This is a genomic window from Pirellulaceae bacterium, from assembly GCA_019636385.1.
In the GTDB taxonomy this organism is placed as follows: domain Bacteria; phylum Planctomycetota; class Planctomycetia; order Pirellulales; family Pirellulaceae; genus Aureliella.
The window spans coordinates 422252-436135 of the sequence record JAHBXT010000001.1 but is presented as its reverse complement, the minus strand read 5'-3'; the positions used below and the strand labels follow the sequence as shown (position 1 = coordinate 436135).

Annotated in this window: 7 protein-coding genes; 5 read left to right on the top strand and 2 right to left on the bottom strand. The window is 55.2% G+C overall.

Going from position 1 to position 13884, the window contains the following annotated elements; genetic code table 11:
- Positions 1-139 precede the first annotated feature (139 nt).
- A complete protein-coding gene (locus tag KF752_01680; protein MBX3420244.1) occupies positions 140-3475 on the bottom strand; it encodes an organic solvent tolerance protein OstA in 3336 nt (1111 codons plus the stop codon).
- A 353-nt stretch (positions 3476-3828) separates the two neighbouring features.
- Here KF752_01680 and KF752_01675 point away from each other — a divergent pair, with 353 nt between their 5' ends.
- The 4 genes from KF752_01675 to KF752_01660 all read left to right on the top strand — a co-directional run bounded on the left by KF752_01675 (position 3829) and on the right by KF752_01660 (position 10289).
- On the top strand, positions 3829-5187 hold the full coding sequence (locus KF752_01675; GenBank protein ID MBX3420243.1) for a hypothetical protein: 1359 nt from the start codon (positions 3829-3831) through the stop codon (positions 5185-5187).
- Between the two features lie 6 nt (positions 5188-5193).
- A complete protein-coding gene (locus KF752_01670) occupies positions 5194-6954 on the top strand; it encodes a hypothetical protein (GenBank protein MBX3420242.1) in 1761 nt (586 codons plus the stop codon).
- Positions 6955-7019: 65 nt separating this feature from the next.
- Complete coding sequence (polX, locus tag KF752_01665) at positions 7020-8753, top strand: DNA polymerase/3'-5' exonuclease PolX (protein ID MBX3420241.1); 1734 nt, start codon at positions 7020-7022, stop codon at positions 8751-8753.
- 3 nt (positions 8754-8756) lie between these two features.
- Positions 8757-10289, top strand: a complete 1533-nt coding sequence (locus tag KF752_01660) for a glycerol-3-phosphate dehydrogenase/oxidase (GenBank protein MBX3420240.1) — start codon at positions 8757-8759, stop codon at positions 10287-10289.
- 19 nt (positions 10290-10308) lie between these two features.
- Here the strand turns inward: KF752_01660 and KF752_01655 are convergent, their stop codons facing one another.
- On the bottom strand, positions 10309-11763 hold the full coding sequence (locus KF752_01655; GenBank protein MBX3420239.1) for a hypothetical protein: 1455 nt from the start codon (positions 11761-11763) through the stop codon (positions 10309-10311).
- Positions 11764-12103: 340 nt separating this feature from the next.
- Here KF752_01655 and KF752_01650 point away from each other — a divergent pair, with 340 nt between their 5' ends.
- On the top strand, positions 12104-13882 hold the full coding sequence (locus KF752_01650) for an esterase family protein (protein MBX3420238.1): 1779 nt from the start codon (positions 12104-12106) through the stop codon (positions 13880-13882).
- The last annotated feature ends 2 nt before the right edge of the window (positions 13883-13884 follow it).

The following is a 13884-nucleotide window of genomic DNA, read 5'->3' as shown; positions in this document are numbered from 1 at the left end:
GTACGTAGCACAACGCACCTTAGCTGGGAAGATCAGTCGGCTAACTTTGCCCATCATGCTAGCATGCCACCACGCAACGCTGAACCAACCCTCGGTTGGTACCGGCCACCGTATGTGTGAGGGTTGCTGCAGAGTGGCGCTATTCGACACCGAACAACCCGGCGGGGGCAATCAGTTGTCCACCCAACTGTCCGAGTTTGCGAGTCGGCAGGAAGCGTGGTTCGATATTGAAGTTGAATGAAACGTTATCGCGGCCTCGGTCGACGTTGACACCCATGCGAATCAGCGCAGTTTCTCCGATGCGCGTTAGCGCCAGGGACTGGCCAATCGATCCTGCTTGCCCAAAGTCATAAGCCGCGCCCGACGAAACTATCCATTTTTCGTTCAGTCTGTAATTTACGTAGCCGTTGAGAATGCTGGCGCTGATCGGCCCCTCGATCGACAACATGCCAATATAGGCATCGCCACGACCAGGACGACTAACATTGGCACCCACCGAAATGGTCTTGAGTCCATCGGCAAATACATCGGCGTAACCATCGGACAGCAACGTCAGTCGATCGCCGATGTGATAGCGAAAATCGTAGTTCAGTCCGCCAACGTCTTCACCAAAGTTATCGCGATCTGGTCGAGGAAAGTAGATCATGTCAAAATCAAGAGTCACCAGATCGACAATCCGCTCGCGACCAGGCAGACCGCGTTTCGTTTGCCAGCGTTGGTCAATGCCGAAACGTGCCTGTTGAGTACGTTCAAAGATTTCGCCGCTGTAGGCGGTCACCCAGCGCTGCATGCCGGAGCGAACCGCATAATTCCGTTCGTCAAATTGTTTGGGAAGTGCACCGCCAAACGTGTCGAAGATGAAACGGCGACGGAAATGTTCTTGGGAATTGTCGTCCAACGGATCAAACAGCGGAAAGCGATCTAGGTCTTGATTGGTATCCGCGAAGAAAATGTCTGACTTGAGCGTCACCTTGTGAGCTAGCCCGCGCAGGTCGAATAGTCGGTTCTCGACGTTCGCGTTAGCACTCCATAGTGGTAGTGCAGTGCGAACGCCGGCTTGGCCCGATAAACGAGTCACCTCTTGCTGCGCAATATCTTCGTTCCAAAATCCAGCTTCACCAGACACAAATGGAACGATTTTCCACACACCCAAAGCCATTGGCAGACTCAGTTCTTGTCGCGTTCTTGCGCGCAAGCCTTCGCTGTCACTTTCCCAGCCCAGCGGTGCGAATTTGGCGGCGTCCACAGGGTCAACAGGTGTGGTGGCCACCCGCTGGTGAGCGTATCCGACGTTGGTGAATGCGTTCCACGTAAATCGCTGACCAAGCAGATCCTGGCCCAACCAGTAGTGATTCACTCGCGGTAGCCACTCGGTTTCGGTGAAGAATTTATTGAAGCGAGCCTGGCCAAAGACCTCAAACAGACGATTGCCGTTGTAGCGTCGCAACCGCGCGGCCGTGTCGAGATCCTTTTCCTGATCCCATTCGTTTTCGAAATACTGTTCCAAGAAATTGCGATCGCTAATCCAACCGGTCTCGCTGATCAATTCAACGTTCGGGGAAAAGTACAGGCGATTGCGCGACAACGTCCGGCCTCGAAAGGTCTTTTCCGGTGTAAGATCTGTGCGGTCGCGGCCCAGAAAGTCCTGTCCCTGGTCGTCGATAAACCAGGCATCCGAGAAACCAACTCCGGGAGCGCCGAACAGCCAAGTCGGTCCATCGTAGTCAAACCGCCCACCCAACGAGAATCCGCGTTTCGAGAGATAGTTCGTGGACAGTTTGAGCTTCGTGCCCTGCGGCCCTTGAATTCCCAACAGTTGATAGACATCCCAATCCAGATAAGCCTGCGTCCCGAAAATCTTATCGTTGTCGACGCTCACGCCAGTCAAATAGAAACTAGGTTCGGACAGGTTCGTACTGAAGTTTGGCCAGAACAAGATGGGCAAACCAGACAGGTACAGAAAATTGCTACGCGAAGTAGCCAGCATGTTGGTTGGGCGCCTGGCATCCGAAGGTGAATAGACCGACAAATTGCCGTCATCACGCTGGTCGACAAACTCGACCTCGCGCGATTGCAACCAATAACGAGGTAGCCCCAAGCGGCTGCTGGTGATGGCTGCTCCATAAGCCCGAAAGTTGCGCCGATCTTGTTGCTGCAACACATCTGCCTTCAGTCGCAACAAACCCTGATATTGAGGTACCGGCGTCAGCATTTCCGCCGCCAGAACCGTGCCGTATTCACTGGAGACGTTGTAGTACATGCGATCGGCATAGATCACCCGATTGCCTTGATTGAAGACAATGTTGCCATCCAGGTACAGCTCGATGGGATGCTCGGGAGTACTGACCAAGTTGCTGAAAGGGCTGCCTTCACCTTGACTATGCAGCCAGACGACAGCGTTGTCAGCTTCAAGCGAAATTGTGCCAAAATCCATCAGGCTTCCATCGGGCTGGGCAACCTGAATGCCGGCCACGACCAACTTGAACCCACCGCGAACTTCGGCCACGGTTTGGCCTGTAGCCGGGTCCGGTTTGAATTCGATGCGTGAATTTGAGTTGCGCTGTGAGAACTGAACACTCTTAGCTGCAAACGGATTGTTCGGTGGAATCTGCGGTGACATCAGCAGTTGCGGAGCTGGCATACCGATTGCGATCGGTTCAGGGGGTTGTGGTGAGACGGCTGGATAGGGTGCGCTGCCGTCTTCGGGCAGCACGAGCCCCACGCTGGGCAACTCCACTCGGCCAACAGTTCCCCCGCCGGTTGTCGGATTCCACGGGATCGCGCCCGCCGCGCTGGGGATATTGCTGGATGGCGGGACGGGAGTGCTATTGCCCACGACCACCGGTGTTTTGGTCGGCTGGTTCAGCAGGCTAGTTGTAGGCAGTGGAGGTAACCCGCCGCCGCTGGTGGTGGCCGGAGCCGGGAGCGGGTGCGAGAATTGCGCGAGCTGCACTGCACCGAACCTCGATGGCTCGCGACTCCAATCCAAGTTGGGAATGTCGAATCGTCGCACGTCGCGCTGGGCTTGGTAGCGAACCGGATACAGACTGTAGAGTCGCCCCATCCATTGCTCGTCTCGCAATGATTGACCTTCGGACCAATCCAGCCGCATGGAGCCTTTCAAATAGCAGATAATTTTTCCCGGCTGTTGCGGCTCATCGGCCAGTTGTCGCTCGATCCACAGCACGATTTCATCGGCGCCTGCCGTCAGGCCGCCTTGAGTCAATTTGCAACCACCGCTGAAGGCGAGTACGTCGTATTCGCCCCGCCGCTCTTTGGCAACTTCATCGGCCACGACTTCGATTTGAAACGCAGGATCAATCGTGGGTAGCGCAATCTGCGCCCGCGCCATGCGCCAGTCGCTTAACACAGCCAACAACAACCATGTTAACAGCGCGCAGCGCCGGCGCAGCCGCCATCCAGCGGTTTGCGATCCAAGACGTTCTGCGATGTGATGGGCTAATTGGCCAACCACTAACAAACCTTCAAATGGCTGGTGGTGAGATCCCCAACTTTCAGGGTAACGACACTGCAAGCCCTGACAAAGAACGCAGGGATTGACTCTGGCTTATAGCCAACCTAGCCACCGAACATCCAGGGCAATAGCACCAGCTGATTGCAGGCATACAGCCATGCTAGCTAAGTACTGGGTCGTAGTTTGGGGGCACTGGGAAGACCAGCGAGTTGCGTTACCTGCCAGGCAGTCGCTGACACTCGTTTTTGTTAAATGTCTGAAGCTGCAAATTCGATCAAGTTGATACAGTCCATACTGCAAGCGTGACTGGGCATGTTGAGCGACGACACGCAGAAGTTGAGTAACCGGAAATTGTGAGCGACTGGAAAAAGAGACTGATAGGTGAGGCGCTGGTCGCGTTGCTTCAACGGACATCCAGCCATCATCGGCCTAGGCAAGTTGCCTTAGCTGCAGCATTGGGTTGCGCCTGTGGGCTGCTGCCTAAATCAGGGTTATTATTTCCACTTGGTTTGTGTGTACTGTTTTGTCTGCCCATTCATGCGACGGTGTGCGTGGTTGGAGTGTTCATTACCAGCGTGATCGCGGCCTGGCTGCAACCGTGGCAAGGCCAGATCGGGCACATGCTGATGCAGACGGTCCTCATCAGTCGTTGGGTTCAGCAGTTGGACGGGCTGCCGCTGATTCCATGGTTGCGGCTGCATCATACGGTAACCAGTGGAGCGCTGGCGATCTCTGCCGTCGCTATGCCGCCGATCTACTGGATGGTACAGCGCTGGATGATTCAGTTACAAGCCATCGAGTTAGCCAAGCAATTTGAAATGCAACGTCGGTCGCAGCCGCAACCAACGCCACGACCAATACAACCGCAAGTTCAACTGCAACTGGTCGCTCCAGGGGCTGATTCTAGCCTGCCCGTGAGGGTTGCGGCGAGCCAAGATGCCCAGCTGCGTCCACCGCAGATTGCGCCAGATGTGTCGCCGCGTCCGTTGGCAGCAGGACTGAATACTCAGGTCCAGCCGGCACCGGCGGCAGCGCCAACCATTGACTCGATTCAAGCCTTGGAAGAGCTGTTGGAACAGGCCTTGTCTGAACACTCCAGCAGCCTGGGTACCGACGCCGTGTTGGCCCGTGCTACTCGGGCCGCCCAATTAATCGACGAGATCCTAGCGATCTACGACGATGAAACAGCCAGTACCAGTCCATCTGCGGACCAAGCAGCATGCGCGCAGTCTGAACCCGAACAAGCCGTTCCGCCCCAGTCAACGACGCTATCTTCCGCTCCTGCGGACCGATCGCAGTTGGATAATTCAAACGCAGCGACACCACCAAGCGTGGACGAGGTCAATCAACGTTTCAGTACTTGGCAACCACGCGCCCCTGGATCGTTGGCGTTTGAAGCTTATGACACAAAGATATCGTTCCTCCATCGCACAGATCATCGTGGTGCAGCCAGTGCCGCACCCAATGTTCAGCCCCATCTCGAAACTGTATCCATTCCAACATCCATGACAACCAACCAGTCCGTTAGTTCCCCAACTGCCCATGTTCCCGTAATTGTGCCTCCGGCTCCCAAGCGTGCGATCGGCACGGTGACCACACAGAGCAGCGTTTCGGCGGCGCACGAAGTTGCAACTCGCAATGTAGAGATTCGCCATGAAGAAGCGTTGCGACACCTGCTGAACCATTTGCAGACATTAAAGGAAAAGGTCTAAGTCAGCATGTTGATCAGTTCGCGGAGGATGCTGTGGGGATTTAATTGCCTGCTGGTGTTGGCGATTGCGTTGATTTTCCGTCCCCTGCGGACCTGGATCGACCAGGCAATCATCGCCAGCAAGCTGCATCCCAACTTGCGAATCCAGGAGCTGAATTTCCTAGGTAATCAACTGGACGATGGCACGACCATTGTCCAGGCGCGACAGTTCGAATGGGGCTCAACGTATGGCAGCCGGTCGATTGGATTGTCGGCCGACAGTGCCTGGTTGGTGGTGGACGTGGAGCCATTGCTGGACAAGCAGTGGTCCATTCCCAAGACGCTACTGCAACACTCGCGACTCCATTTGGACACCATGCCCGAGTCGCAACAATTGGCTGCCACCGACAACCGTCTGCTCGCCGCTGAGGAAGCCTCTGTGTGGCGACAGCACTTAAACCAGCGCTTTGGCGATTTGCAGTGGCAGGATCTACGACAACATCTGGACGGACTGCTAAAAGTCGATTCGTTTACCAATCAATGCCAATCGCAAATGAATTCGTGGCTGGGCAGCGCCCGTCAAATCGCCTTACAAGCCAGCCAGTTGAACTCTGACAGCGAATTGCTGGATAACCCGTTGCGGCGTGCAGAGGAGCTAACCGAACGCCTGGGCCGCATGGATGAACTGATGCGTCAAGAACAAGAGGTCACTGCTCAGTACGCCACCATCGAGGGGCTAATCGACGACAAATTCCAGCAAATTGAAGATGTTGTCAAGCAGCAAATGCAACAGCCTGAATCATCGCCAGTGGAAAATCCCGCAGATCTGGTAGCCCAACAGCAGATTGCAGACGGATTGATTCAATTGGCCGGTGGCCGAATCCTCAAGCGTTTCAAAGCCTTCGGCGAGGTGGCCGATCTGCTCTGTCGTGCGACGCTCGTCGATCCTGGACCGAAGTACGATCAGGACTACCGTACGGTTCGAGAGCATACGATCAACCTGCATCACGTGATGGCGCAAGGTCTGTTTCGCAGCGCAGACCTGAAGTCTCCTTTCTTACTGCAATCGCGGTGCAGTCTGTCGCCCGGAGTCGTTGGCGCTGCACCGCCCAGCGCCAGCTTCCGTTATGCTTTTGAAGCCCAGCGGTATGTAGTGCGAGTTCATGCAGAACCCAGGCAGTGGAAGTCGTTGGACGACCATCAGCAGCCTGTTGACATTCAAATGGAAATCTGCTCGACCAACCTCAAGCCAATTCAGTGGACAGACTGGATCAATCAAGAGATTCAGCTGGATAGAGCTCAGTGGACGTTGACCAGCGATGGCCAGTTATTGTCGGGGCGATTGCAGGTCGATGTCGAACTATTGCCATTCTTGACCGACAGCGATCAACAGTTGGCCCAGGCCGTGGCTCTCGAACTGGAAAAAGCGCATCAACAAGGGATAGCTCTGGCGCCCATCGAGCTGCTGGTTGGAGGCACCTGGGCGGCTCCCACTTGGAATATTGCGGATACACAGTTGCCTGAGTGGCTCCAGAGAGTGATTCAATCCCAATGGCAACATCGCCTGCAGCAAGAACGACAACAGCAGGTAGCCCGCATCCACAGCTATCTGGAGAGTGAGGTCGAACGACTGTACGCTACGCTCGATGGCTTGCTGGAAAATGCGCGGCGACAGACGGAGCAGAATAGTCAGCAGCTATTAGCTGTGCGAAGCATGCTGCTCAACAAAGCCCAAGAGGCTGGCAACGTCGAATTCGCCCGCACCAACCCTGACGGAGTTCAGCGGTAGTGTGAGGCGGCACTTGGCAGTACACTGATTGCTGAACTGCAATCCGAGTCCAGCAAGCTGTGGCTATGAACAACGCAGAAATCGCCCATGTCTTTGAAGAGCTGGCAGACCTATTGGAGCTGCGCGGCGAAAATGCGTTTCGCGTTCGCGCCTACCGCAACGGTGCCAAAGTGATCAGTGAACTGACGCGGCCTGTGTGCGAGATTGTGAGCGATCCCACGACCGATCTCCAGTCCATCGCCGGCATCGGTGATACGCTGGCCGAAAAATGTCGAACGCTGGTGACCACCGGCAAACTGCCGCAACTCGAACAGCTTCGCGCCGATACGCCTGAAGTGCTTGTGCAGATGACGCGCATTCCCGGTTTGGGTGCCAAGAAGGCGCTGGTGCTGCTGCGCGAGCTGAATCTTCAGTCACTGGACGACCTGCGTCAGGCGTGTCAGGAACATCGCGTGCAGTCTCTCAAGGGCTTTGCGGCTCGCTCCGAGCAGCAAATACTGGCTGGGCTGGCGATTGCTGCCGAAGTGGCTGTGCGATTGCGCATCGATCAGGTCGAGCGGATTGTTCAGCGACTGCGTGAACACTTGCAATCTTGTGCCGAGATTCAGCAACTGGAGTTTGCCGGCAGCTATCGCCGTGGCCGAGAGACCGTAGGTGATTTGGATATCTTAGTTGTCAGTTGCCAGCCAGATGCCGTCATGGATCGATTGGAATCGTTTCCTGGACGAGTCAGCACGATTGCTCGTGGTGCTACCAAGCTGTCGATCCGCATCGACGCGCAATTCCAAGTCGACCTGCGCGTCGTGCCCGCCGAATCGTTTGGCGCAGCACTGCAATATTTCACCGGCTCCAAAGAACACAATGTCGCCGTGCGCTCCCGGGCGCGCAAGTTGGGCTTGTCGGTGAATGAATATGGTGTGTCGTCGTTAGACAATTCTCAAAATGTGAGTTCGGGCCGCACGGAAGAGGAGTTGTACGCGCGGCTGGGTCTGTGCTGGATTCCACCCGAGCTGCGCGAAGGTCGGCAAGAGCTGAGCTGGGCTGAGCAGCCCGGGCGATTTCCAGAACTGATTGAGCCTGTCGATATTATTGCCGATCTGCATATGCATACCTGGGCTACCGATGGCAGCGCATCGATCGAGCACATGGCTGAGGCGGCGCGGTCGCGTGGGTTGCGGTACATCGCGATCACCGATCACTCGCAGCGCGTCAGCATGGCGCGTGGCCTGAACGAACAGCGCTTGTTGGAACAGTGGGCTGAAATCGACGCGCTCAATGTAACTTGGCGAGACCAATTTCGAATTCTGAAGGGTGTCGAGTGCGACATTTTGGAGGCGGGACCACTGGACATTATCGACGAGGTGTTGGCGCAGGCCGATTGGGTTGTGGCCAGCGTACATTATGGACAGAAGCAATCGCGCCAGCAGATTACTGACCGGATTGTGGGCGCGCTGCAGAATCCACATGTGGATGCCATCGCACATCCGACGGGCAGATTACTGGGGTCGCGCCCGCCTTACGCAGTTGATATGCAAGCCGTGTTCCAGGCGGCCGCAGAGCACACAAAGAGTTTGGAATTAAACGCGAGTCCCTATCGGCTAGACCTGTCCGAGCCACTCTTGATTCAAGCAGCAGCTCGCGGCATTCCAATCACCATCAACACCGACGCCCATTCGATAGACGGACTCTCGGCGATGCGCTACGGTGTCACGCAAGCGCGTCGAGCTGGATTGCTGCGCCGCCAAGTGTTGAACACATGGTCGCTAGAGCAATTGTTACGCTGGCTAATCAGGGACTGAGCAATGAATCGACAAGAAATGTTGCAGCGGATCAGCGACAGTCCACAAGATTGGGATGTGTTGGTCATCGGCGGAGGTGCTACTGGACTGGGAGTGGCCTGGAATGCTGCGGCTGCAGGCTATCGCACGTTGGTCTTGGAAGCTCACGATTTCGCTCAAGGTACGTCCAGTCGATCGACAAAGTTGATTCATGGTGGCGTTCGCTATTTGCGTCAAGGACAACTGGGAATGGTGCGTTCTGCGCTACACGAACGCGAGTACCTGCTGCAATCGGCGCGGTCGTTGGTCTGGCCGTTACACATAGTGATCCCCAGTTATCGGTTGGGTTCGCGGTGGTATTACTACGCCGGACTGAAGGTTTACGATTGGCTGGCCGGCAAACGCAATATGCAACCCGCCAAGTGCCTGTCGCGACGACAAGTAGCAACCCTGCTGCCAAATCTCCAAACTGACGGCCTGCGAGGCGGAGTCGAATTTTGCGATGGCCAATTTGACGATGCCCGATTGGCGCTGTGTGTCGCTCGGACTGTGGTAGCCAATCGCAACTGTGCGGTACTGAATTATGCACGAGTCGTGTCGATCGACTCGCGGCAGTCAGATCGACGTCGCATCGTTCGATTTCAAGATACATTGACCAGCCAACAAACCGAAGTAATTGCTCGAGTGGTCATCAATGCCACAGGCGTATTTGCCGAGCAGGTCAGTCGCTGCGAGCGGTCGGTGGGCCAGAGCGAACATGCAATTCGCATTTCTCCCAGCCGAGGAACGCATTTGGTACTGCCTGCAAAGTTTTTGTCGAGTGGACGTGCATTGATGATCCCCCACACCGACGATGGTCGTGTGTTGTTTGCCATCCCATGGCAAAATCGTACCTTATTGGGCACGACGGATATCGCCACCGACTCAATTGACATTGAACCACTGGCTACCGAGTATGAGATTGACTATCTACTGGAACATGTCAGCCGCTATTTAGCGATCCGTCCAAGCCGTCGAGACGTATTGTCGGTCTTCAGTGGACTCAGGCCGCTGTTGGGCAAGTCCAATCAAGCCTCTACGGCACAATTGTCTCGCGAGCATGAAATCGTCGTGTCATCCAGCGGATTGATTTCAATCATTGGCGGCAAGTGGACTACATTTCGTAAAATGGGGCGTGATGCGTTGAAGTTGGCCATTCAAGTTGGCGGATTGCCCCCCAAAAGCGAGCAACCGCTGACGCTGATCGGTGGCGATGATGTTAGTCAGTCGCAGGGGAAGTCTGAAGCGGCCGCTCGAAAACTGCATCCGCAATTGCCAATAACCGCCTGGGATGTACAGCAAGCTGTCCAGCAGGAAATGGCAGAAACGCTTGAAGATGTCTTAGCTCGTCGTACACGATGTCTGCTGCTGGATGCGAACGCTAGTCAGCAGGTGGCTGGGCAGGTGGTGCAACTCATGCAGCAGCTGCGTGGAAGTAACCCAGCTTGGGCCCAACAGCAACTGGCCGAATTCCAGCAGTTAGCACAGAAGTACACAGTCGCAACTCAATCTCCGTGACACCAAGGACTAGCCTTGGTTAGACGACCACTGCCTTTGGCCGGCGACGAAGAACCAGTATTCCAGTTACCATCAGTCCTGAAAACAAACTGGATGGCTCTGGCACCATGACGGCGTGCATCCGCCAGGCAAACCCATAGTCAACCGGCATGTCTCCGGTGATGCGAAACGTATAATTGCCGGCACCCAAAGGGCTGTTGATATAGATATGTTCAAAGTTGTACAGCGTACTGACGCTAGATTGCAGCAGCGAACCTAAAAAGGAACCGCTGGAGTCGTAAAGTCCCAGGTCCAGATTGGCTAGAGTGTGCGTAGGAGTAAATACGCCGGGGCTGGGGTTCGTGTCGGTAACATTCACGTTCCATGCCAGCACGGCCGATAGCTCCGTGATTTGCTCGTTAGCCGCAACTTCAAAGTTAAAGTGCAAGTCACTGCCAGTAAAGTTGCCAAAATCCCAGCCTCGTTTGTCGATGTTGGCTGTGGGAGTGAGCGGATTCGTAAAACCCTCTTGCTCACCTGCGTCAAGCATCTTGTAACTATTGTAAAGATTCAGCTCGCCGAATCCGTATACGCCATCGATCGGCTGGCTGCTGGTCTTGCTCCATCCAGGAAACTCATCTTTGGTAGCTCCCGCATACAGCAGGGCACGCACCGTCTGATTGCGGCCACCGTGAAGTGAATTACCAAAGCCATCAAACCCAGCTTTTTCTTTGAGCACTGCCGCTGAGGCAGAAACAACGCCGGTTGCGAAACTGGATCTATTGAATGTCGCACCGTCATGCTGAATGGGCACCACAATTTCCGGGATCGTACGGCCAGCGCCGTAAACGCTGGTACTGCCAAAAGAGTGCAGGCCGTCACTGCGGCCAACTTTGATGGCGTTGTAGCTGTGCGTCCATAGATCGGGCGCGGTATTTGAGGCACCATTGTTGGCCCCGACCACAGCTACGGTGTCGTCGCGATTGACAATGTAATCGAAGCGTCGCAAGAGGTCCGTCTTGGCGGCAGCATTGCCGACACCGTAAACATAACTGTGGTTGCTGACATGGAACCCCTGAGCAATTGGATTTCCACCCGACACAAAGCCCGTGTAGCGATCGATAAAATCGACCGCCGACGCCCCCGTGATATCGGTAATTCCTGAAGCCACGCTGGTCGCATTCCCGTACATGTAGCGGCCAACCGCAATGGCATGATTGGAGAATGTTAACACGGCCGGTATGGTTCCGTTGGTAAAAGTCTTGCCTGTGAACTCGGCCAGCCCCGTGTTGGGCATATAACTCCCATCACCCGTTGGTCCTTCAGGCATAAACACCCGAATTCCAGCTCCAGTTGCAAGTGACACGCCATATTCGGCCACTAAGTCGTCGTAGCCGATGTAGGGTCGATACAATTGTCCCAGAGCTGGGGCGGACAGTGCACAACCTCCCAGTATTACAGCAAATGATACAAAGCGACGAATTGGAGTAAGCATGGTAGATCCTGGCTTGGAAAACAGTCGCTTGATGTGCAATTAATCAGCTCTATACCATAATTGGAAGCTGCAATTTGTGCAATCAAGGCGATCTGGCGGAGACTTTCGAAGGTCCGGGTGCTGGGGGTTGTTGGATCGGATTTGCCGATTGTGCGTGACGACCATTTATCACTGCTATGTATATTCCTAGTGTTCGAGCCCATTGCACCACGTGAAGTTGGGGGTTTTCCCAAGGAGGCATTGGTTTAGAATGCCTTGCCGGACTGGGCTGCCGACGGGCCTGGTGCTGGATAGCAAAATCAACTTATCAACTTACACACCTGCTCCCCCGAAATTACCAATGCTGCAGTTTCTCCGAGCATTTCGATCCCCCAGCGTTACAGTCGGATTGGCACTGTTTCTGGTGGTATTAGGCCCATCAGTCCGGGCGCAGACAAGCGACTCTTCGGTCGGTGCTGAACCCGCAGAGGAGCAGACGGATGCCACCCAGCGATCGGACCCACCCGCAGGAAAGATCGACGGCCCGTATAGCTTGGCAAGTAAAATCTTCCCGGGTACTCAACGTGACTATTGGATCTACGTTCCGGCAGCATACGCTGCCGACAAGCCGGCATGTACGATGGTCGTCCAGGATGGAATGGCCCAAGCCAGCCAATGGAATTTGCCAGCGGTCCTGGACGAATTGATTCATGCTGGTGAAGTGCCAGTTACAGTTGGTATTTTCGTTTCTCCGGGGGTCGTCGCCAGCTCCAAGCCCGAAACTCAACCGCGTTTCAACCGCAGCTTCGAGTACGATTCGTTGGGTGACAGGTACGCGCGGTTTCTACTAGAAGAATTATTGCCTGAGGTCGCCGCGCGCTATAACTTAAGTTCTGATCCGAACCATCGTGCTATTGCCGGAGCCAGTTCCGGAGCCATTTGCGCTTTTAACGCGGCCTGGGAACGCCCCGATGCATTTCGCCGAGTGCTTAGCACGATCGGTACCTATGTTGGTCTTCGCGGTGGCCATGAATTTCCGGTGTTGGTGCGCAAGACGGAGCAGAAACCGCTAAGAATTTTTTTGCAGGGCGGTAGTCGCGACTTGAACATTTATGCTGGCGACTGGTGGCTGGCCAATCAGTCGATGTTATCTGCGCTGCAATGGGCAGGTTATGATGTGCATCATAGTTGGGGCGACGGCGGCCACGATTCGAAGCACGCCAAGCAGATCATGCCCGACGCGCTGCGCTGGCTGTGGCGCGATTTTCCCCAACCAATCGCGGTGGCTCCCAATGCGGCACAGCCTTTGTTAACCGACATCATGATCCCCGGCTCGACCTGGCAACAGGTCAGCACCAGCCATGAGTCGATCGATACCGTCACTTGCAATGCTGTGGGAGTGGTGTACTTCAGCGACTCTCGCGCAGGACGCATTTATCGACTGAGCGAGGATCAAAAGACGCGCGTATTTAAAGAGTTTTCTGGGCGTATTTCATCGATGCGGTTTGGGCCTGACGAGAACTTGTATTGTGCCAAAGACAACAAGCAGGTTTTGCGGCTGGATGTCACAGGTGCTGAGACTGTGGTGATTCCAGACCATCCTTGCCATCGCCTTGTCACGCTGCCCGAGGGGTTTTATTTCAGCGAGGAGACGAACAACAAGCTGTTTTGGAGCACCTATGCTGGGCAAGTTCGCGAAGCGGTCAACCTAGTTGATCGACCAGCCGCCATGATTCCCACGGCCGATCAAGCCTTCATGCACGTGGCCCTTCCTAAAGAACCATGGACATTGCATTTTCAAATTGCCGACGACTTTTCGCTGCAGCATCGTCAACGATACGGATATCTGCATGTGCCCTACCTGGAGTCTTCCAGCGGAGTGACGGCTTTGGCCACCGACGACCAAGGGCGATTGTATGTGGCTAGTTCCCTAGGAATTCAGGTGTTGGATCAACTGGGGCGCGTGCATCTGATTCTGTCCAAGCCGTCGACGTTACCCATCACCGGCCTCGTCATCGGCGGTCCACTGCGCGACATGCTCTACGCCGCCGATGGTCAAAGTGTCTACGCGCGGAAATTGAAAATCAAGGGTGTCGATACGTTCTCGCCGCCAATCGCGCTGCCCAAGCCGCGTTTGTAGCT

Bases quoted from the DNA above. Each gene is read 5' to 3' on its own strand.
- KF752_01670 (MBX3420242.1), top strand. From the start codon at position 5,194: ATGTTGATCAGTTCGCGGAGGATGCTGTGGGGATTTAATTGCCTGCTG.
- polX (MBX3420241.1), top strand. From the start codon at position 7,020: ATGAACAACGCAGAAATCGCCCATGTCTTTGAAGAGCTGGCAGACCTA.
- KF752_01660 (MBX3420240.1), top strand. From the start codon at position 8,757: ATGAATCGACAAGAAATGTTGCAGCGGATCAGCGACAGTCCACAAGAT.
- KF752_01655 (MBX3420239.1), bottom strand. From the start codon at position 11,763: ATGCTTACTCCAATTCGTCGCTTTGTATCATTTGCTGTAATACTGGGA.
- KF752_01650 (MBX3420238.1), top strand. From the start codon at position 12,104: ATGCTGCAGTTTCTCCGAGCATTTCGATCCCCCAGCGTTACAGTCGGA.